Source organism: Candidatus Mycoplasma haematominutum 'Birmingham 1', assembly GCF_000319365.1.
Taxonomy (GTDB): Bacteria; Bacillota_I; Bacilli_A; order Mycoplasmatales; family Mycoplasmoidaceae; genus Eperythrozoon_A; species Eperythrozoon_A haematominutum.
The window spans coordinates 78,429-99,216 of the sequence record NC_021007.1; the positions used below are offsets into that span (position 1 = coordinate 78,429).

Annotated in this window: 29 protein-coding genes; 7 read left to right on the top strand and 22 right to left on the bottom strand. The window is 37.6% G+C overall.

Annotated features, from left to right (window positions below):
- Positions 1 to 14 precede the first annotated feature (14 nt).
- The 7 genes from MHM_RS02950 (at position 15) to MHM_RS00460 (ending at position 7,074) form a co-directional block, all read left to right on the top strand.
- Positions 15 to 170, top strand: a complete 156-nt coding sequence (locus tag MHM_RS02950) for a hypothetical protein (RefSeq protein ID WP_187286205.1) — start codon at positions 15 to 17, stop codon at positions 168 to 170.
- Complete coding sequence (locus MHM_RS00435) at positions 161 to 1,252, top strand: hypothetical protein (RefSeq protein ID WP_146222350.1); 1,092 nt, start codon at positions 161 to 163, stop codon at positions 1,250 to 1,252. Before MHM_RS02950 ends, MHM_RS00435 begins: the two co-directional genes overlap by 10 nt.
- 56 nt (positions 1,253 to 1,308) lie before the next feature.
- Positions 1,309 to 2,580: a hypothetical protein gene (locus tag MHM_RS00440; protein WP_015511461.1), complete on the top strand. Its 1,272-nt coding sequence runs from the start codon at positions 1,309 to 1,311 to the stop codon at positions 2,578 to 2,580.
- A gap of 39 nt (positions 2,581 to 2,619) precedes the next feature.
- Positions 2,620 to 3,918 carry a hypothetical protein gene (locus MHM_RS00445; RefSeq protein ID WP_015511462.1) on the top strand — a complete coding sequence of 433 codons (1,299 nt, stop codon included), beginning with the start codon at positions 2,620 to 2,622 and terminating at the stop codon, positions 3,916 to 3,918.
- A gap of 31 nt (positions 3,919 to 3,949) precedes the next feature.
- Complete coding sequence (locus tag MHM_RS00450; protein WP_015511463.1) at positions 3,950 to 5,263, top strand: hypothetical protein; 1,314 nt, start codon at positions 3,950 to 3,952, stop codon at positions 5,261 to 5,263.
- Between the two features lie 78 nt (positions 5,264 to 5,341).
- Positions 5,342 to 6,382 carry a hypothetical protein gene (locus tag MHM_RS00455; RefSeq protein ID WP_015511464.1) on the top strand — a complete coding sequence of 347 codons (1,041 nt, stop codon included), beginning with the start codon at positions 5,342 to 5,344 and terminating at the stop codon, positions 6,380 to 6,382.
- A gap of 2 nt (positions 6,383 to 6,384) precedes the next feature.
- Complete coding sequence (locus MHM_RS00460; RefSeq protein WP_015511465.1) at positions 6,385 to 7,074, top strand: hypothetical protein; 690 nt, start codon at positions 6,385 to 6,387, stop codon at positions 7,072 to 7,074.
- A gap of 199 nt (positions 7,075 to 7,273) precedes the next feature.
- Here MHM_RS00460 and MHM_RS00465 read toward each other — a convergent pair whose 3' ends face one another.
- From MHM_RS00465 to MHM_RS00570, 22 genes are all read right to left on the bottom strand, one after another.
- Positions 7,274 to 7,861 (bottom strand): hypothetical protein, encoded by a 588-nt coding sequence (locus MHM_RS00465; protein WP_015511466.1) that lies wholly within the window; start codon positions 7,859 to 7,861, stop codon positions 7,274 to 7,276.
- A gap of 124 nt (positions 7,862 to 7,985) precedes the next feature.
- Positions 7,986 to 8,483 (bottom strand): hypothetical protein, encoded by a 498-nt coding sequence (locus MHM_RS00470; protein WP_015511467.1) that lies wholly within the window; start codon positions 8,481 to 8,483, stop codon positions 7,986 to 7,988.
- Positions 8,484 to 8,499: 16 nt separating this feature from the next.
- Positions 8,500 to 9,159: a hypothetical protein gene (locus tag MHM_RS00475; RefSeq protein ID WP_015511468.1), complete on the bottom strand. Its 660-nt coding sequence runs from the start codon at positions 9,157 to 9,159 to the stop codon at positions 8,500 to 8,502.
- Entirely contained in the window at positions 9,159 to 9,656 is a 498-nt protein-coding gene (locus MHM_RS00480) for a hypothetical protein (protein ID WP_015511469.1), read from the bottom strand. Before MHM_RS00480 ends, MHM_RS00475 begins: the two co-directional genes overlap by 1 nt.
- A gap of 87 nt (positions 9,657 to 9,743) precedes the next feature.
- Positions 9,744 to 10,349 carry a hypothetical protein gene (locus MHM_RS00485; RefSeq protein ID WP_187286206.1) on the bottom strand — a complete coding sequence of 202 codons (606 nt, stop codon included), beginning with the start codon at positions 10,347 to 10,349 and terminating at the stop codon, positions 9,744 to 9,746.
- 76 nt (positions 10,350 to 10,425) lie between these two features.
- Positions 10,426 to 11,070: a hypothetical protein gene (locus tag MHM_RS00490; protein WP_015511471.1), complete on the bottom strand. Its 645-nt coding sequence runs from the start codon at positions 11,068 to 11,070 to the stop codon at positions 10,426 to 10,428.
- A 6-nt stretch (positions 11,071 to 11,076) separates the two neighbouring features.
- On the bottom strand, positions 11,077 to 11,721 hold the full coding sequence (locus tag MHM_RS00495; protein WP_015511472.1) for a hypothetical protein: 645 nt from the start codon (positions 11,719 to 11,721) through the stop codon (positions 11,077 to 11,079).
- Positions 11,722 to 11,750: 29 nt separating this feature from the next.
- On the bottom strand, positions 11,751 to 12,395 hold the full coding sequence (locus MHM_RS00500; RefSeq protein ID WP_187286207.1) for a hypothetical protein: 645 nt from the start codon (positions 12,393 to 12,395) through the stop codon (positions 11,751 to 11,753).
- 77 nt (positions 12,396 to 12,472) lie between these two features.
- Complete coding sequence (locus MHM_RS00505) at positions 12,473 to 12,760, bottom strand: hypothetical protein (RefSeq protein ID WP_015511474.1); 288 nt, start codon at positions 12,758 to 12,760, stop codon at positions 12,473 to 12,475.
- Between the two features lie 12 nt (positions 12,761 to 12,772).
- Entirely contained in the window at positions 12,773 to 12,985 is a 213-nt protein-coding gene (locus MHM_RS00510) for a hypothetical protein (RefSeq protein ID WP_015511475.1), read from the bottom strand.
- Positions 12,986 to 13,146: 161 nt separating this feature from the next.
- Positions 13,147 to 13,752 carry a hypothetical protein gene (locus MHM_RS00515; protein ID WP_015511476.1) on the bottom strand — a complete coding sequence of 202 codons (606 nt, stop codon included), beginning with the start codon at positions 13,750 to 13,752 and terminating at the stop codon, positions 13,147 to 13,149.
- 3 nt (positions 13,753 to 13,755) lie between these two features.
- A complete protein-coding gene (locus MHM_RS00520) occupies positions 13,756 to 14,337 on the bottom strand; it encodes a hypothetical protein (protein ID WP_146222352.1) in 582 nt (193 codons plus the stop codon).
- 65 nt (positions 14,338 to 14,402) lie between these two features.
- The gene (locus MHM_RS00525; RefSeq protein WP_187286208.1) at positions 14,403 to 14,969 is read right to left on the bottom strand and encodes a hypothetical protein; all 567 of its coding nucleotides are present in this window, start codon (positions 14,967 to 14,969) and stop codon (positions 14,403 to 14,405) included.
- A 77-nt stretch (positions 14,970 to 15,046) separates the two neighbouring features.
- Positions 15,047 to 15,610: a hypothetical protein gene (locus MHM_RS00530; RefSeq protein WP_146222353.1), complete on the bottom strand. Its 564-nt coding sequence runs from the start codon at positions 15,608 to 15,610 to the stop codon at positions 15,047 to 15,049.
- A 54-nt stretch (positions 15,611 to 15,664) separates the two neighbouring features.
- The gene (locus MHM_RS00535) at positions 15,665 to 16,315 is read right to left on the bottom strand and encodes a hypothetical protein (RefSeq protein ID WP_015511480.1); all 651 of its coding nucleotides are present in this window, start codon (positions 16,313 to 16,315) and stop codon (positions 15,665 to 15,667) included.
- Positions 16,316 to 16,343: 28 nt separating this feature from the next.
- Entirely contained in the window at positions 16,344 to 17,015 is a 672-nt protein-coding gene (locus MHM_RS00540; protein WP_015511481.1) for a hypothetical protein, read from the bottom strand.
- A 6-nt stretch (positions 17,016 to 17,021) separates the two neighbouring features.
- Complete coding sequence (locus MHM_RS00545) at positions 17,022 to 17,657, bottom strand: hypothetical protein (RefSeq protein ID WP_015511482.1); 636 nt, start codon at positions 17,655 to 17,657, stop codon at positions 17,022 to 17,024.
- A 142-nt stretch (positions 17,658 to 17,799) separates the two neighbouring features.
- On the bottom strand, positions 17,800 to 18,285 hold the full coding sequence (locus MHM_RS00550) for a hypothetical protein (protein ID WP_245529181.1): 486 nt from the start codon (positions 18,283 to 18,285) through the stop codon (positions 17,800 to 17,802).
- A 36-nt stretch (positions 18,286 to 18,321) separates the two neighbouring features.
- A complete protein-coding gene (locus MHM_RS00555; protein ID WP_245529182.1) occupies positions 18,322 to 18,804 on the bottom strand; it encodes a hypothetical protein in 483 nt (160 codons plus the stop codon).
- A gap of 70 nt (positions 18,805 to 18,874) precedes the next feature.
- Positions 18,875 to 19,336, bottom strand: coding sequence for a hypothetical protein (locus tag MHM_RS00560; protein ID WP_015511485.1), 462 nt, complete (start codon positions 19,334 to 19,336; stop codon positions 18,875 to 18,877).
- A gap of 65 nt (positions 19,337 to 19,401) precedes the next feature.
- Entirely contained in the window at positions 19,402 to 19,980 is a 579-nt protein-coding gene (locus tag MHM_RS00565; protein ID WP_015511486.1) for a hypothetical protein, read from the bottom strand.
- Positions 19,981 to 20,044: 64 nt separating this feature from the next.
- Entirely contained in the window at positions 20,045 to 20,779 is a 735-nt protein-coding gene (locus MHM_RS00570; RefSeq protein ID WP_015511487.1) for a hypothetical protein, read from the bottom strand.
- Positions 20,780 to 20,788 lie beyond the last annotated feature (9 nt).

Sequence of the window (20,788 nt, forward strand, 5' to 3'; positions counted from 1 at the left end):
GTAAAAAGTTAATTATGGCCATTACATTAGCGGCTAATGTTGCTGCAATTTTACTTACATGTTGCGTCTCTACAGTTCCTCTATTTTTTGCACTAGATAGTCAGGGGAGCCCAGGGGGGGGCACTTGACAATTGAGCAAAATAAACAACCTATTAGTTCTATGCTTGTAACAACTTTTCCCTCAAATAATTTAGTAGCACAAGTTGAGCAGATTATCCCGACAAGTCAAGGCTATAGAGCGGAAACTATTCTTCCCGAAAATAGAAAAATTATGCCTGAATTACAGCACAATCAGAAGATAACTTTTACTCCCAAGGGAAATGAATCCCAAATTTCTAAAACCTCTGGCTTTACTTCAATTGAAGTCAATAACTCAGAATATCAAGAATTTATTGCAAATTTAATCCACTTACTTACCGGCCCCCTTTGATGGGATAATCGATTTAAACAGCTTTGAATCTATAAGGTTGAAGCCACACTACCTATCGATCAGTTAGAGCAGTGAAATAATAAACTGAACAAGTCCGGATCAAATGTGATATCTTTAACTCTCGCACCTACAGAAACTCAGCGGCTAACAACAGATGATACAGAAATCCCCACCGAGTTAGCAGCATCACTAAATGCACGAGCCGCTGTAGCTTATCATTTTTTTGATAAAGATTGAAAATTCAATTCAGCTTCCGATGCAATACCTATCAATAATGCTAGAGGTAGCGAGCACTTTGCTACCACTAAATTTGAATTAATCAGTAATCACGATAATATGGATGACCCACTAAAAGCAAACGTTTTACGCTTTACCAGAACTTTTGGAGGAAAAGAATATTATCTAGATATTTACTTTTATGGCAAGAGGAGAGAAGCTCAATTAAAGCTACAGATGGTGCGTTACCAAGATAAGACTTGGCGCAGTAGCGCTTACTATCAGGCTAATGGGTCTTGGTCTAAGTGGAGAAATCACATTGGAGGTAATAGGGAAATGACCCAGAAAATGGGACAAACCTGAACAGAATTAGATGAAGAATTTGCACATATGTTCGAGAAGTTTAGGGAAAATCCAAGCTCTACTTTTAAATTTTTTAGAGTTATTTCTCGTTGTTTAAATCTTCCCGAGTGTGCTACTCAATTTCATCAAGACCATTACTCCACTATTCAACAGAAGGCCCCAGGAGTTGATCGCTCCAATTCTTGAAATCCTCTGTATTATCGAAATATCCACCCTTTTTCTGAGATGTACTACAATAATTAACTCCCGTAATTTCATCTTTTAAGCTGAAATTTTCTAGAAAAGTGATGAATTGATAGATGTTTGCTATTAAGCCTGCATTAGCTCTCTTAATTATTGGAACCTCTTCCTTAACCCCTTTAGCCTATTCAGGAAATTCAAAACATCCGGGGGGGGCTGTTGGATCACAAATAGCTACTACGAAAGAGGAAGGAGATAACGTACAGTCAGAATTATTTCAGATTAGTTCAAACGAGGCACTTTTTACTAACTCGCGAAGCTTAAAGAATGAAAGTTCTCTCGAAGTCGTTAAGTTCGACGGAGATTACACACTAATATCCGGAGAAGTAGCTAATGAGAAGCAAGCAGGACTTCCGATCAGAGATCACCTACAATCAATGGCCGATGCTACAGACCAGTTGAGAGTCAAAACAAAAGATATTCCAAAAGCTTTATCTAGAGATGAAAGAAGATTTGTGGAAAATCTTATTTCTATAATCTCCGGTGCGATTTGAACAGAAGTGCCGCTTGAAGATTTGTGAATTGATGAGTTAAGATTAACAGCTCCTGCAGGAAAACTATCTTCTTCAAAACCCTATAGTTCAGTTACAACGAAAGCAGCGAACATATCAGAGGCACATCTTAAGTTGGATAAAGCTTTGTGATCTAGGGAAAAAAGAGCTACTAATTGAAGGGAGCTTCCCTTTACCTTAAAAGAGGGTGTGTCAGAAATGTCTAATCTAGTTCGGTTGTTTGTCTCTAGGGATTGAGATGGAGATACACAAGTCTTAGCACCACTACAGTTTAGGTTGCGTACAGAAGGAGGACAGCGTCCAGGAGAGAAGGTAAGTCATATTATCAGATTAGTTAGAGTTGATGGAGAGAATAGATATTATTGCGATATTTACTTCAATTCAAAATTCGGTCAGAATATGATTAGAAGCAATTATGTTATTGATACAAGAGTAGGGGAAAGGTTAAATTCTCACTTTCAGGCTAATGGTTCTCAGGGAACTTTTGCAGAACACATAGGAGGAGATTCTGTTTTTGCTCGTAAATGAGGAAGAGTATATAACTCTGTTGATGAAGAATTTGCAAATTTATTTGCGAGCACTTCAGGTAGAGCTGCCAGACTTTGAAAGTGATTTGAGGTGCTCGCTAAATGTGTTGCTAGCGAAGCATGCAATGCTTCTTTTCAATCTCAAAGCCATTTAGATGTTAGTTGGAGTCAAATTTCAGCACTAGATATAGATGCTTTAGCGGACATAACTTACCAGGAGCGTCATCCGTTGTCCAAGTTGTATAGGGAGGTGTCCCTTGAATTAGAAAATCGAAAAATAGATTTTTCCTAACTCCCTGACATGTTAAGTTATTTAGTCATCTAGTAGTCCTTGCCTATTTTTCAATTATCTGCTCTAAAGTATGCTGTACTATCAGCAATTGTAGGGTTATCTTCCTCAGTTCTGTTAGTTTACTCTCATAATTCTCCAGGGAGGGAGATTATTTCCACCAGAGAAAATCACAGTAATTCAGCAGTTAGAAGTTTGAACACGAAAGAAAGCGAAATTGAATTAAGAAGTCAAGCTCCCCAGATAGCACTAATCAGCTCGTATGATAATAGTCAAGAGTCTTCTCAAATTCCTGTCGCGTTAACTATTTCTGAAGGGAAAAATGAAATAAATTCAGCACAATTTGCACGAGAGAAAGTAAACGTTAACCCATCTCCTATTCTTGAAGTTAGTACTGAAGATAAAATGCAAGCCTATCATGAGCTTTTGGGTGCTATCTGAAATATATTGAGAAGCACTCTTTGGGTTAATGAGAAATTTGGTTCAGCCTGAATATCTCATGTAAGGGCATCAGTTCCTAAAGACAGTGGAGTAGAAACCCAAACTAGAGAAATCAAAATCTCAGTGGAAGATATTTCAAATATGAAAAAGGGAATAGCAGGAGATGCAGTTAAGTCTAAAAGGGAGGAGATGGCCTCCCTCTTCTCTGATTTTTGCTATTCCGACAATTTCAAGCAGCCGGGCTTAACAGAGATAAAAAATCCAACGGAAAAATATAACTCTAGCAAGATTAAGTGCGAGCTCAAGGGAACTGTTAGTAATGCAGACAGTTCAGGTTCTAGTGTAACAACTCTAAGTTTTGTTAGAGCAGCTGAAAATCAAACTTATTCACTAGATATAGACTTCAATACAGAGGGAGGTAAAAATTCCTTAATGATACAATATGTCAGTTACAAAGACAGAACTTGATATAGTTCAGGAATTTATCAGGCTAATGGAGCATATAACAATACTAGGAGACATATTGGAGGAGAATTAGAAAAAAGTGAAGCAGCAGGATTTCCTATTACTGTAATAGATAGGGAATTTTCCCAGATGTTCCAGGATATTTCAGCTAATTCAACAGCTTTCTATAAGTTAATTAATACTATTTCCGATTGTTTAATAGATAGAGAGTGTGCAGCAATATTTCACAGGGAAAAAGGGGATGTTTGGGAATTATCTCAGAGAACTCCAGGAATTTCCAGGCAGGAATCTTTCTATGAGGAGAATTACAAACACATTCATCCCTTTTCTAGAAGATATTGAATGGTAGCTGAGAAAGTTCAGAAAAATCCTACAGTGTATAGTCAGTTTTTAAAATTTAAATTAAGTGATTTGGAAAAAAGTAGGTGATTTTAATAATTAAGTGATAAGTATTAAAAACTAGAATATGGCGTTGTCCGCAGTATTTGGAAAATATATACTTGTAGCTGCTAGTGTAGGAATTAGTTCGTTACTTCCCCTAGTTTACAGTGCTGGAGGATCATTTCTAGGGGGGGGCAGTGAGGAGTTTAAGTCACAGGAATTAATAACTTCTAAGAATCACTCCCCCGAGATAGGCAGTATCGGTGCTGTAAGTGTAGAAATGACAGAAGATAGTGATAGTAAAGCTTCAACCCCTCAGGAAATGGTGACCGTTGAGTCTAAGCTTTTGCAGCCCCCACACATTGAATTGCCTACGAGAACATCAGAGTCCCCTTCTGTTTTGAGCCAGGATAACCAGGAATATAGGGAAAGTCCTGAAGCTATTTCTGAAAGTGAAATTCAAAAGATAAAGGGAAAAGAGGTTCAGAAGTTAGAGCAAGCAGAGGTAGATGAATTTCTCACTCCTTTCCTTAAAACTCTAGAAACTCCAATGTACTACAGAGGATACTTAAGTCTTGTAAATAAAGTAATAGTTTCAGCTCCTAAAAATGTATTAGAAACCCCTTCAGGATATTGAGCAAAAGAAACTAATAATGCTGAAAAGGATAGATTTTTATTCTTTTCAAATAAAGAGAAACAGTATCCTTGATCTATGGATGTATCCTATAGGGCTTTAGATGAAGTGGCTAAATTTAAGAGTTTGGGAGAAGTTGCTCGTAAATGATTTGGAGATTGAGGTAATAATAGAGGGAACGATACAGAAACTTTCTATGATTTCTACTATGAAATCAAAGAGGGAAAGGGCCGCAATAGTTCGGAAGTAATTTTCTGGAGATACTTTGGAGATAAATGATATTCTCTTGAGGTAGAATATGCATTCGAAAGCAATTACTATAAGGGTCCGATGCTGCAATTAGGATATGTTTGATATAAGGACACTAGTTGATGAAGAGGAGGATATTATTCTGCTGAGGGAGGTAGAGGTTATCAGAGACATATAGGAGCAGTCGGTAATTCAGCATATGGAAATGCTGAGTCAACCATTAACAGAGACTGGGTAGAAACATTTGAAGGTAATGACATCTCTAAATATCTGAAATGATGAAAGGTGCTAGCTGCTTGTTCAGAAGATGAATATTGTAAAGCTACATTAGCTATTCCTAGTAGTACAAAAGCTTTTGTTGAAATACCTCTAGATAAATATAGAGAGATAAGTACAGATAAGTGATATGAAGATTTTCATCCTCTGCAGCTTCAGTACAGGAAGGTTGATGCTAGCAAACTAAACTTGGGTAAATTAAAACATATCAACACATTGCGAGAGGTTAAAAATAGTTAGAAACTAAAGAGGTTACATAAGCTTCTCCCCCAGTAGGGGGCAGATAATCTTTTACCTTAAAGCGTTGAAGGTTTTCTAATGTTTAGCAAATATATATTTCCTATTTTTAGCTTTTCTTCTCTAGGATTAACTCCCTTATTGTATTCAGCAACTCCTAAATTTACTGCAACTCAGGGGGGGGGCAATCACAGGGAATTAGGAAATAACTCCTATATATTAGGGAGCAAGTCTTTACCCGCCCCCTTAGGGGTAGGGCCTTCATCTCAGTCTCCTAGTCAATCACCAGGGAGTCGTAAGACATTTAAATTAAAACCTGCTAGTGAAAGTCTAGGTTCAGAGCTTGAAGCAGCAGATGTAGTTGCAATGCATCACCTGAATGGTGCTGAGTATTCTAAGATGATCTCAGAACTTTATATCATACTAGGTGCAACTATCTGAGCTGATGCATCATTAAATCGCAGTTGAGTGGAGAAATTAGCACTTTCAAGTCCTAAAAAAGAGTTAGAAGTAGTAAACATTGAGCCAGAGAGTTTAGGAGCAACTAAGTCATTTTATTCTATTTCTACCAAAAATTTAGAGGGTCAAGAGCTTTTAAATCAACGTAAAAAAATGCAGCAGCTATTCTATACATTTTTTAACCCCAGTTGAGCTTTCAGAGAAGAAGGGTGGATTATGGGAAATGAAGTTGAGACTTCTCTAGAAATCATTGGAGACGCTGAAGTAAGTGAGTTGATTTTCCACAGGATAGATGGAGATGAAAGATATTATCTAAGCATTGTTTTTAATGCACCCCTAGGTAAAAATTCAATTTATACGGAGTTTAGAGATCGTCAATTTGTGGGTAAAGATAACACTACTCCATTTGACAGGGATTTTGCAGAAATGTTCCTCTTTGGAAATACTAAGACGCTGTATAGAACTGTGCATTCAATTTCTAAGTGTATTCAAGATTGGGAATGCGCAACCGCATTATCATCTAGCAAAAAGATTCTAATTTTCAATGAAGGCAGTTTACATCCCCTGGAAAGATATTATCGAGACTATAAACAGAGAGAGGAGTTGTGTAGGATTATTTCTAAAATGACTTCAGAAAGTAATTCCTGTTTAATACTTAGTTAGTGATGCTTCATGCTTTCCCCTCCATCTACTTTTTAGCCTTCTCAGGGTTAGGAATAGTTTCAGTAGCACCGCTAATGTATTCCAATTCAGTTAAATCCTTCGGGGGGGGGCAGGAGCCCAATAGGCTAGGAGTAGGGGAGAAGTACATGTTGACTCCGGAAACCACTTTAATTTCTCAAGATATTAAGATGTTGGATTTGGAACTATCCAACTCTCCGGGACTCAACATTGTTCCTGGAGAACGATTTAAGAACGACAATTACATTTCTTCAAATGTATTAGAGAAAATCTATCAATTGCTACAAGAGAATCGCGGAATCAATAGTATGGCTGTTTTGAGTCCAGCAGGAAAATGACCAATCAAGGGTTTCAATCCTGAACTTTCTATAGAGGAACAACCAAGACACAAAGCTTATTTAATCTCTTTCGATTCTTCAGGAAGAGATAGCTATAAAGTGATGAGAGCTATTTTTACATATTTTTTATCTCCCAACTGGAAGTCTCAGGAAGTGTTAAATCCTCTAGAGGAATTAGTGGATCACTCTATTAGATATGAAGTAGATAATTCTAAAAATAACTTAATTTTCACAAGGAAATATGAAAATAACTACTATTATCTAAAAATAGGGTTAGATATGAATGCAATGACTTTCAAGTTAACTAGAGCTGCTCAGGGTAGTGATTTTAGATAGTAAATTTTTTCTCCGGGAGATTTTAAAAACTTTAGGATATCAAATTTATGCTTTTTTAACCCTTTGGCCAAATCTCGTTTATTCTCGGGATATAGAGACTAAAACAGTCTAGCCTAATTCTTATATAGGGAAAGACTCCCCCTCTAGGGGGAGTTATTTTTACAGTTTAGACTAGGTTAGCGTCTAGAAAACGTAGAGGCTATCGAGCTTTCTTAGTTTCTTGTAGACATCAGTTGTAGCTGTTATTCGCTGTAGATGTACTGGTTTGGGAACCACTTCCATTAGATTGAGACCGTTTCATGCCCTTTCAGATCGCTGAAGCCTTTTTAGGGTTTGTACATTTTTGCCATTTTACATAAAGGTTATGATTTCCAGCACTATCTTTTACTGGGATTCTACCATATAAGGTTTCTCCCTTATTATCTATGAATTCCATTTTTCCTACATAGCAACCGTTCTGAGAACTTCCATTTTTGCACACATTTTTCTTTTCTAGTCATGATTTAAATCCAACTTCTAACCCTTTCCCAATATTAGCTTTACCTCACGAAGCCCTTATTTGTTGGAGCGCAGATTCAAATTTGTTCTTTCAGTTGCCATTGCTGACAGTTTCATTTCTATCATCACCAAACCCATTAGCACCGTACCAGTAGTTTTCGTAATTTTGCCCAGCAGCACCGTTTCAGCCATTTTTCCTGATTTCCTGTTTATTGAAGATACTTCGTACAGCATTATTAGTAGGTAATCCTATTCCTGTTAGCGCCCCCCCCCCAAGACTCCTAACCACAATAAACCTTTTAGATAAAAAGCCACTGCAGCTAAACTCTACATTTCTTTAATTTGTTAGAACAGATAACTTCCCCCATTGGGGGAAGAGAGCTTACCTCATCATTTATCAAAAAATCATATACCTATTTAGGCAAAATTACCCTACCATATCATCCTTTTTTAACTGAACTCCCTCCCTCTCACTTGAGGTAGAGAGTACCAGTTTTGTTTTGACATGTAAATGAAACTTCTCCAAATAAATTTTGATTGGATTTTCAGTTTGTAATTCCTACATTCCATTTATCATGTCCTAAAGTTACTGCTGTAGAACTAGACCCACCGCTTCCATTCTTGCACTTGCTCTCCAATTTTCCACCTATTTTGTTTTTTCAGGGAATTCTACCTACAGAGATTCCATAATCTTTTGCTTTTTTAGCTGCATTATCGTCAATTCTCTTTTTATTAGTGTTATCTAGTGTAACGCTAGAGCTGTTTTTCCACTCTTGACTTTGAGCATTAGTAGAAGTGCGATTTTGCTTACCGTGTCCATTGAAATCTTTATATCCACTTGCAATCAGTGATGGTAGTACTATTGAACTGATGCCCCCCCCCCGAGGATGATAGCTTTGCAAAAAGGTCATAGAAGTCCCATGTAGACTAAATGGTAAGACTGTTTACTTTATCTCACTCACTTTCACTAGAGTTACCAAAAGTGGTGAGAAGTCCAAAATCAAAATTATTTCTCTTGCTTCAAACTTGACCGTCATAACTAAATACACTCTCTTTTTGTTGGGGTTGTTTAACTGTTTTTAACTCTCAGGCGGGGTTAGTATTAGATAAGTTATTGTAGATTAATTGCAATTTATATGTGTCGTCCAATTTATTTTTTAACTCTAGATAACCACAAAAGATTTTCGCTGGAACTGTAGAAGTACATTCTTTTCAATTCTCAGCCTCAATATTTCAGGAATTGCCTTTATTTTCATTAGCTTGCAGGGCTGTCTTAAGTGTATTCTCTCAAGTCAGCTTTAGGGATATTCCAGTATTTTTAGACTCTATTTTTTCCCTGATTTTAGTCCAAAGCTCCTCAAATGTTGTTCAAATATAGTCATTTGAACTATGATCTTCACTCACAGAAGTTAGAGATAATTCAGTAGGAGAAGCACCATTTATTTCTGTTGCTTGTACATTTAAATTATTTTTAACTGCGCTATCAGCATTATAGCTATAGAGGGTTGCAGGAATGCTGATAGCGCAAATACTGCTAGTTGCTCCAGCCAAACCTACCATAGGCTTTATAAGAGAAGTAATAGCCATTAAATTTCACTAGAAGCGCGATGTCACTCATTTTTCTTATTTTCATCTTTATAAGTTGTTAGATTTTCTCAATTGACACTTTCAGCGTGTATTCATGTTTGATCCCTGTAATGTTTTATCTGGGCGTTATTGCTGTCCTTTTTAAATGAAATTACATTCGAAGGCCCTATTCTTAATTTATATGAACTATTTGTATTATCACGCAATTCTAGGTAGCAAAAGCTGTCCTCTTGTTGACTGGAGCTAGTCTTGCAACTTTCTAAATCTTGGGAGATAATAGTATATCTAGATTGAGACGATGAACCTTGCTGTAGAATTGGGCTCAGCTGGTTTTGTCATTGAGTGTCTGTACCGACATTGTCATTGATCTTGGATAATAAATCCTGAAAATTTAATGACTCAGTGTCGGTTGGACTGTCTTCAGAGCCATTGGAATTTGTAGATGGGTCTTCCTGTTGTGTCTGATCTTTTAACTTAGTTGCCCCCCCCCCAAGCATTGTTAGTTAAAGGTACACTGATGGCAGCACTTAAACTCCCCAGACTAAATACACCGAACAAGGTTTTAATAAGGAAGGCCATTTAGACTATCTAGTTTTTCTATTGAAGGCAACTTCACTTCAGTTTTCAGTTTTTTCAGTTTGCAGAGCCACTGGACTATTTCCAATTGACCCAGCATCAGTTTCGAAACAGTCCTGTACGCACATTGAAATAGTCCAAATATCTTTATTAGCTGTCTGATTCCAAGTCTTGACCTTTTTGACAAAAGGAGTTTGATTTACTTCAGTAGTATTACACAATCCTAAATAGTCACGACTTCCAGTATTACCAAAAACCGCTCATGTTGATTGAGTTTCACTATCTAAACACTGTTGAGTTCATTTCCCCTGATTTAGATTACTATTTCAGTTTTGATTACTATCGCCTCACTGAGACTTAAATAAAGAAGTTAACTCGGATTCATGTTCTCCAATTTTCTTATCTTCAGAGATATTTCAGCACACATCACGAATTTCCTCATCTCCAAAATTAATCTTCAAATTATTGTGACTTCCTGTAGATTCACATTTGTTCATAGATACTTGAATTACTTCCCTTCCCCCAGGAAGTGTATCGACTGGTCCTGTCGCTCCGGAAGAATTTAAAACAATCGGCACTCCTACAGCAGAACTTACTCCAGTAGCCCCTATCAACCCCACTAATCCTCTACCCATCAGAGTCATTACCTTTAGCTTAGATTAGCTAGTAAGATGTGTAAAATTTGCAATCTTATCTTTTAACTCAAAAGACGATCTCTTTCCAGTTGCTAGTTTCCTCTTGGGTCGGTTGTAATACTTCTACAGTTCCAGATAAAGTTCCTACATTAGTTTTTCAGCAATTGGAGTCACAAGTTCAGAATGTTCAATCTATATTATCCCCATCATTTACTTTGCTCTGCACTTTCTTCACGAACTTAGTATTTTCTAAGGTTGTTTCACCACACACACCTAGGTACTGCACTCCCGTCCCGGAGCTGTCTCCAAAGGTAGCTCACTGAGCCTGATGATCTGAACCTACACACTGAGAAGACCATTTATCCCGGTGCAAATTAGTGTTTCAAGCTTGATCTTTATTGCTCCACTGTTCTGTTAATAGTTGGCTGTAATCAGTCACATTAGTTGCAATTTGCTGACCGGATTTAGAATTTCAACATACTGTCTGAGTTTCTACTGCACCAAATGAGATAGTATTACTATTTTGTTTACTATCTAGCTCACACGATTCGACTGTTACTCGAGAAGTTGCGCTTCCGGCAGTTCTACTTTTAACAACTGGAGTATCACCACCAGCTGTCAAAACTATAGGAACGCCTGCAGCAGAACTGACTCCTGCAACACTCACTAGACTGAGCAAGAATTTTACCCATCCAGTCATTTTCTCCTAATTAGCTAATTTTTGCTGAAACAATACTTCTTTTCAATTTTCAGTTTTTTCATGTTCTAGTACCACAATAGAACCTGCTATGGTATTATCTTGAGTAGTTCAGCACTGACTTTCACATATTCAAAGTTTTAGCTGCTCACGATTGTCTACACCCGCTGGGCTTTTAGTTTTTTTAACGAATTTAGTACTATTTGGATCAGCATCACATTTATAACCTAAATGTTGGAAGCCACCGCTAGCACTAGAGGCCACAATTGCTCAGGGAGAAGAAATTTCACTTCCCCCTATACACTGTTGAGTTCACTCATCTTGGTTGTAATTGTTATTTCAATCTTCATTTCCGAAACCTCACCGATTTTTAAAGAAATCAGTATATTCTGAGGCACTAGTTAAAGAGTTAAAGGCAGAACCAGTCTTTCAGCAAACTTCCCTCACTCCCTGCTCTCCAAATGAAATTTGACTTCCAGCTTCATTAGTCTCACACGTATTCATAGATACTGTCGTTGCAGCCGCCCTTCGACTTCGAGAACTAGACACATTCTCCCCTCCTCCAGAATTCAATACTACAGGCACCGCTACAGCTCCACTTATGCCTACAGCACTACCTAAACTTACCAATATTCTTAAAACAGTAGTACTCATTTTCTATAGCTGCAAGCTGATCAAGCTTTTTATGCCTTTTGTTTAAAACTCACTTTAGTTCAGTTGGCAGTCTTTTCCTGTTGTAGGGTAATAGTACTTCCGCTAACTGCATAATTATCTACATTTCAGCAATCTCCACTACAGATTCAAAAATTCAATTTATCTTGACCGACATCGTTATCGCTTACTCAGTCTTTTCGTTTTTTTACAAATTTAGTATTTTCAGCACTAGAACTATCACATAGTCCTGCATATTGAGCTCCGCCTGACCGGGAAGGTAGAATTACCCACGGAGTAGAAGCTCCGTCACACTGTTGTTGTCAATTAGATTTCTTACTATTAGGTCAAGCCTGAACATTGGTCTTTTGACTCCACACAGTTTCAAATAAATCGGTGTATTGTGCTTGAGCATTTTGTATACCCGTACTATTTACTGTATTCTCAACTGTTCAACAAACAGCCTTAGAATCTTCATCTCCGTAGTTTAACTCTTGGAGGGCCTCGCGGCCCTCGAGATTACAGTATGTTAAGGAAAGCTGATGTTCGCCCCCCCCCGAGTTGAGCTGTACAGAATCTACCTTTCCTGTCACTCTAGAATTAGTTGTCACTGTAATAGGTATCCCTACAGCAGAACTAACTCCAGTTAAAGCTAACAAACTATAAAAAAGTCTCATTCAGGAAGTCATGTTGATCTAAATTATATTCCCAGTAGGCAAATTTAATCCTTTAATCTACCTGATAATTATCTTCTTTATCGGTTTTTCACTTCTCTTTTAGATATTGAAATTTCACTTAGATCTTCTCAAGGCATCTGATTAGAAGATTTGAAAGTTGTTAATTCTTCAAATTTAAATGCTTCAGCCGCTTTGTCTATCCATTTAGCTGCACTCCTATTGTAGTAACTAACTCTCTCTCCCTCAGCTTTAACTATTGTTACCTTTCACTCTCCAGCCTCGAATACTACCTTGAGCTTGTACTTCACCACATTATTTTCAATTTTTAAATATCCACAAAAATTTGCAGAGTTAGCTCCCTCCATTTTACATTTTCCCTAACTTTCTTCCACTATATTTCAACTATTAGAGGCAGTATCTTTAGCTGCCATAATTTCCTGAAATTCTGTTTTTCAGGGTAGATTTAAACTCTCTTCTTTCGCTTGTTCTCTACTATAACCTCCATTGATTCGGTTTCACATATTCTCAAAGTCCAAGAGGTTATCTTTTGAATTTTCAACATTCTGTTCCTCATGCTCACCTTGTTGCACTTTAGTTAACTTTAAAGCACTAGCACTTGATAGTTCATCTTACTTCCCAACTTCAGAGGAGGTTGGAGTCGCACTCATTGTAACAGGAAATGCTACTGCACAGCAACCGCCAGTTAACCCAAATAGGCTGAGAAAAAATCTAGATAAAGTTGTCTTTATTTCTAAGTCTTATAGAATCCAATTTCTTTTCACTTATCTGGTTGTTCAGCTGTATAAGTAGTTTTTCCAGTTGTATTCTGCGAGACACTTCAACAACTACTCTCGCATCTCCAAAATTTTAAAGCAGTATCTCTACCTGATTCAGCTTTTTGTTTTTTAATAAATGGAACATTAGAAGTACTAGCACTATTCTCGCACAATCCTAGATATTTAAGCTGGCCACTCTCATTGGAAGGCTTAATTTCTCACCCAGTTGTTGTATCAAGGTTGCAATTATCTTTTCAATTTCCCCCTTCAGCACCTATCTCTCAATTTGTACTTCCGTGACCTCAATTATCTCGGAATAAACTAGTATACTTTGACTCCACTGTACTATTTCCTTCACTACTATTATTAACTTCTTTTCAACAGATACTAGTTTGAACGTCATCCCCGTAATCCATCTTTGATAAGCTAGTGCCTGTGTCTGTATTACTGCATTTAGTCAGGCTCACTTTTGGTTTAATTGAATAATTACCTCCCCTAGTAAGTGAAACAGGTATTGCGACAGCACACACACTCCCTAATCCACCCGCATAATTTAGTAGAGTTTTTATAGCTACAGGCATTTCCTAAACAGCTTTTTTGCTGTAAAAAGTTATTTCTCTCCACTTGTCAATTTTCTCATCTTTTAATATTGTCTTTCCATCCTGTTGTATCGATGTTATCCAGCAGTCGGTCTCACAAGTTCAGAATTTTGGAGATTGTTTCCCCTCAGCACTTCTCACCGCATCGACCCATTTTACAAATTTAGTGTTGGAGGGCTCGGAGTTATCACATACACCTAGATAACGAGCACCGTCCTCAGAGTTGAAAACTATTCAGGGCGCAGTAATTCCATCATACATACATTGATCAGTCCAAGCTTCAGGAGTGGCGAGCTGTCAATTCTGCCCAGACTGAGCAAATTGTTCTCATCCAGCCTTAAAAAGCTTAGAGTATTCAAGAGAAGCTTCATCTGAAGACGAATTCTCCCTATTAACTAAGTCTCAGCATACATTTTGATACGCACCGCTACCGTATACTACATTCTCAAGATTATTGAGAGTTGTTGGATCACATTTAGCTAATTGCAGCTCCGATACAGCAGGAGTTCCTGAGCTTCTAACAGCTCAGGCAACAGGCGCACCTATCGCACTAACACTACCAACCACTCCCACTCCCCAGAGGACAGGTTTCAGACTTAAGGAAATATTAACTGAAATAGGGTCTTATCTATTTAGACTCTGTAGAAATTAATAACTTGAAAAGCAGCTTCTTTAGCATCCTGTAAGGTTTTTTTACTATCATTGTGCTCAGTCTCTTGCAAATTTCAACAATTTCCTTTACATGCAGAAATAGTTGTATTTTGACTTTCTTTTTTTTGCACTAAAAATAATGTTTCACTGAGATTTTTACTATTAGTGCCACACAAACCTATGTAATATTCTCTTGTTGCATCATTATCTCCAGTAGTACTTCAAATTTCTCATTTGTCAGTTCCTAAGTCACAGCTAGTTTTTCAGTTTTGAAATTCCAATGTTTCTCAAGAATTGGAAGGCTTTCACTGGTTGCTAAATAGAGGATTTAATTCTGATTCATCGTCTGAAATTGATGGGCTTTCCCAGCAGATGTCGCGGAGAGAAGTAGCTCCGAAATTAATTTTTTGGGCTGCAGAAGATTCACTATCCTGACATTTTCGCACACTCACAGCTTCAGTAGAATCTGAGCTATCTCTACTATTTGTAGCCACTTGGGTTATTCCACTTGTATCAGCAACTTTTCCTCTATTTATGCTAGATGCCACTGGCACTGTAACCGCAGATACTGCTCCCGCAGTTCCACAGATCCCTAGAAGTGTTTTTCATAGAAATTGCAAATCCTCTACGTCTTATAGAATAGTACTTTTTTCCAATTTTCTGTTTTTTCTTCATGCAATTGAGTTACATTAGTAGCACCGGTAGTGTCATCTTCCCAACAATCAGCATTACATACAGACAGAGTTAAATTATTATTTTGACCCTCTTTTTTTATAAAGGGAACCTCCTTTATGGCCTGAGAATCACACAATCCCACTACTTTATCAGTATCACTATCACTGGTGCTTCATATTTCTCACTTCGAACTAGATTGTTCACATTTAAGCTTTCAAACTTCGAATGTATCATCACCTCACTCCCGACTCCCCTTGAGTCAAGCTGTTTTCAGGAAAGTGGAAAATTGGTGATTATTCGAGTAGTTATTTCATCCAGCTTCAGTTTTTCAGCAGAGATTTCCAGTTTCATTCTCTCCAAATGTGACCGCAGTGTAGCTAGATTCGATTGATTCCGGACACTCTGTTAGGTTAATAGAAACAGTAGATATTGCTGGAATTGTCTCCAATTGCTTGACTTCAGGGGAACTTGCCCGCGACTGTAGACTTAAGGGAATTGCTACCGAAGAACTCACACTAGCTACAGCTATTAACGATAATCCCCATTTGATCAAAAACAATTGGAATATCTAGTTTAATGGAGAAATATTTTGTTTGGTGTGAAATTGAAGCTGTTTTCAGCTTTCCTCACTTTCTTTAGCTCATTGAGGTAAATATCTTGAATTAGAAGTTTTACTATCAGACAACTCTCAACATTGCGAGGCACAAATTGATACTTCAGTTCTTACTTTTTTCACCCAAATACCCTCTTTGGTATCTTCTAGCCCTATATATTCCACTCCATCACACTTTCGATCACCAGTGTTATTAGGTCATAATTCCGGATCTTCACTAGAGGTATCTTTACAGTAACTTTGTTGAGACACTATATTTGTACTAGCTCAAGACTGAACATTACTTCAAGATAAGCTAAGTAAGTTATTAATTAATACCTCTTTATCTCGAATAGAGTCGGAAATTTCACTAGTTCAGCAAATTTCAGATTGTGAAGGCGCTCCAAAAGATATGGAAGCACCCTCCCCGGGGGAGGGTTCATTACAGAGTGTTACGGAGACTCTTGCCGCATGGTTGTTAGCCCCCCCCCGAGTGTGTGAATTTTCACCAACTTTATCACTTTTTAGCACCTCGGAACTTCTACTGAGACTAAGAGTTACAGGCACTGCTACTGTAGCGCTAATTCCAGCTATACTAGTCGCTCCAATAAGACCTCTAAGCAACATTGAACTTAAATCCTATCCAGAATTTCTCCTAATTTAGGTTAAGTTTCTTCCAACCCCCTTCATCAGTATTCCTAAATGTCGTCAAGTTGTTAAATTCTATATCTTTTAATGGCGTTCAAGTTTGAGAGGCTTCCAAGAATATCTCACTGTCATTATCCTTTTTTCTAACTACAGTTAGTTTTCAATTTTCAAGTTCAGAGGTTATTTTTATCTTGAAGCGGTGCGATTCATTTTTTATTTCTAGGTAACCACAGAAGGTGGTAGAGTGTACCTGATTGCCTTTACAATTTCTCCAATCTTGAGCTTCAAGCTTTCAGACATTAAGTTCTGTTGCGCCCATTGCCTCGAGTGTTTTGTTTAATTGATTTTTCAGTGATGATGTGTTTAAAGTATTGCCTTCAACTTGTGCACTTTTGTAATTTAAGTGAACCTTGTCCCATAACCTTTCAAAGGTTTGGCCCTCAATATCTATATGATCGTCCTCATTCCCTAATATATGATTCCTGCCGGCAATACTTGGAGGAGGCAGTATTAATCCATTTGGGCCCTGCACACTGTCTTCATCTGAAGCTAAATCATTAGCTATAGTATGATTTTTTTCATCCCCTCTATTAAGTTGTAAGGCTACAGGAATAACAATAGAGCAAGTTGTTCCTGTAGCACAACCTAAATACAGAAGGGGCTTTACAGCAGGTTTCACACTTAATTATTTAGTTGATTCTGTTGATGTAAAACATCAACTATATTTAGATTGATTTTGAATAGAATTTTTGGAAGTTTTTTCTGCACCATTTTCCTTTCTACTACCTCCAAACCATATTCCGCTACCCTTTTGAGGGTTTTGAGTACATTTATATCACCTTATATAGACATTTACCTTTTTTCCATCTTTATCTTTTAGGGGAATTCTCCCAAACAGAGACTTATCTTTCTCTTCTATAAACTCCAATTTTCCCACAGAACACTGAGAGCCTGAACCAGTACTTGCTTGAGTTACACTTCCATCGCATAACTTCTCAGTTTTCAACCATCCCTCAAACTTTTTCTCTAGCCCTTCCCCTAATTTTTGTTTACCCCATTGATTTCTGATATCACTTAAAGCAGTCTTAATCTTGTTAGTTCACTGACCATCGCTGACAGTTTCATTTCTATCATCACCAAATCCTTTAGCACCGTACCAGTAGTCTTCATAAGCTAGTCCTGCTTGAGTATTTCAACCATTTTGGCGTATTTTTGATTTATTCAAAATACTCTGTACAGCATTATTAGTAGGTAATCCTATTCCTGCGAGCGCCCCCCCCAGTACTCCTAATCAAAGCAAACTTTTAAGGTAGAAAGCCATCTAAGGGAAATTAAAGAACGTCATTCTAATTGAAGAACTTGATAGTTTAACTTCCAGGAGTTCTAAAAACTCATAAGGTCTCCCCCACAAGGGAGGGCCGTACCTCCCTTATTGAATGTTTAAGTCAGCCAGCGCTGAAATTTTAAGCTGAAACTACCCGACCATACCATCCCTTTTTAGTAGTTGTGGAATCTCCATCTCACTTCAGGTATAGTGTACAAGATTTATCTTTACCCTTTATTTCTAAGGCACCATATAGTTTTTTATTTGTCTGTCAATTAGCTCTTCCAATATTTCAGCTTTGGCTGCCTACTTCAAAATCAGAAGTGCTCCCACTGCTACTATCCCCTGTACTTTTGCATTTTTGTTCTAACTTTTTGTCAATCTTATTTCTTCAGGGAATGCTCCCCACTTCAATACCGTAACTTCTACCTATATCTTTGGCTCTCTGGTCCACTTTTTTTCAATCTTTTATTTTTTTGCCTCCACTAGCCCAACCACTGCTTGAAGCACTACCTTGCCTAGTTTTAGCTCCCTGACCTTCATAATCTTTAAATCCTGTAGCTACTAAGGCTGGCAAAACTATTGATACAGTGCCCCCCCCCAGTAGACCTAGTCTTAAAAACATTCAGAGGAGTCCCATTAATTTCTACTTTCCATATTTCTATTTATTGAAAGCTACTCTACCATACCAACCTTGCTTCTTAGAATTGCCCTCTCACTTTAGGAAGAGTGTTCCTTTTTTATTCTGACACTCAAATTGAACTTCTCCAAATAAATTTTTATTAGTTTTTCAATCCTTTCTGCCCACATTTCACCTATCACTACCCAATGTTATAGTACCTGCAGACGAACTTCCATTTTTACACTTATTGTCTAACTTACCAGTAATCTTGGTTTTTCAGGGAATTCTCCCCACAGAGATTCCGTAACCCTTCCCTATTCGGGTAGCATTGTCTCCTATTGATTTAGTTTTGGAGCTATCTAGTGCAGACCCTGTATTACTTCAAGAATTGCTACTAGTACCTCCCGAAGATGTATCTCTATTTTTTTTGCCATGTCCCTCATAATCTTTAAATCCTGTAGCTACTAAGGCCGGCAGAACTATTGAGGCAGTGCCCCCCCCAAGCAGACCTAATCTAAGCATAAATCACAATCAACCCATAGGTTAGAAAAAGTTAACTAATTTATCCTCTAAACAAATCAGCGCACCTTAACTACTTTATACGTCCATATCATCCCCGCTTACTTGTATTTTCATCTTCTCATTTCAGATAGAGAGTGTGAGTCTTACCCTGACATTTGACTTCAATTTCACCAAAAAGCTTCTTATTTTTGTATCAATTTTTTCTCCCTACGGTTCAACTTTGAGAGCCTAGAGAAATATTACTGTAACTATTGGAGCATTTGGTTTTTAATTTACCTCCTATCTTGGTTTTTCAGGGAATCCTCCCAACATGAATTCCTGCAGATGCACCCACTTGCTTAGCCTGATCATCATATTTTTTCCACTCAGTAGGTCGGCTTCCAGCAGTTCATCCAGTCGATGAACCGGGATTGTTAGATTTACCATATCCATCATAGTCCTTAAATCCCGTCGCAACGAGCGACGGTAAAACTATAGAGCTTATCCCCCCCCCGAGGAGCACAACTTTGAAGAACGACCAGAGAAAAGCCATTTTTAAATTATTGTAACACGACAGTAATTTCTGCTTTCTTTAATGTAAAAGGCAATTTTAGGGAACTATTTCTTTTTTACTTCTATACATCAATTTCACTTAGGGCCATTACTAGAACTAGAGGTGCTGTGTGAACTTTCTTCTTGCTTTAATACTCTACCAACTCATACAGCAGAAGCTTTAGCAGTATTTTTGGTGCACTTCAATCACTTAACATAGAGGTTACTTTTTTTATTGTTGTTATCCTCAATAGGAATTCGACCATATAGCGCATTCCCTTTATCATCAATAAATTCAATATTCCCTACACGACATTGAGTACCACTACCACTTCCTGAACTTCCATTACATAAGTTTTTTTGTTTTATAAAGCTATCTAATTTTGATTCAAGACCCTTTCCTAAATTTTCCTTGCCTCAAGCAGACCTCACTTCCTTTAAAGCATTTTCTATCTCTGTTTTTCATTCACCATTACTTACCTGCTTATTTCTTGTATCTCCAAACCCATTAGCACCATATCAGTACTCTTCATAAGACTTAGCAGCAGCGCCGCTTCATCCATTTTTCCTTATCTCCCATTTATTGAATATACTTCGTACAGCATTATTAGTAGGTAAACCTATTCCTGTTAGCGCCCCCCCCAAGACTCCTAGTCAAAGCAGACCTTTAAGGTAGAAAGCTATATTAGTGCATTAAATAAACAGAAGGCTATGAGCTTATATTAATCGAAGCCCCCTCTAACTTTATTCACCAATTGTGAGAACTTCTATCTCATCCCTGAAAACTATCTATATTAGTAGTAGTAGTGTTCTTTCAGGATCTATCAGTTTTTGAATATCACTGAATAGAACTCCCGACCTTTCTAACTATAGTTACATCTCATTTTTTTCCACCCCCACCAACTCCATATCTATCAATTTTTAACCTATATTCGTTTCCATCTTTTGTCAACCTTATATATCCACAGTAGTCAATTTTCCCAGCAGTAACTGTAGTGCAATCTTTATATTCATCCTTTTCAACTATTCAAGCTGAGTGATTGTTCCTGACTTCTTTATCTAGAATCCCCTTTAATTCCGCCTTTCAGGAAGAGTGATTGTTTTGATCATCATACTTTGTTTGCTTTGATCGGTACTTTTCACTAACTTTATTTCACATTTCCTCAAAAAGTTTATCTCTCACCTGAGTGTCCAACCTTTCGGACTGTATAGCTTCACGGTCTGCGGTTTGAACCGATACTGGTACAGCTGGAATTTCTTCAGCTCCAGTAGTATCGCTTGACAGCTGAGTTAATTCAACTGAACTTTTAACAGAACTATCTACATTCGCCACCATCGGGAGCCCAGGGGAGGATTCAAGGTAAATAGCAGTTGTCTCTCCAGCTGCACAAGTACCTCCTGTACATAGTGCTAAAGCCAATCTAGTTTTAGGGGAAGTAGACATTTTTCCCTA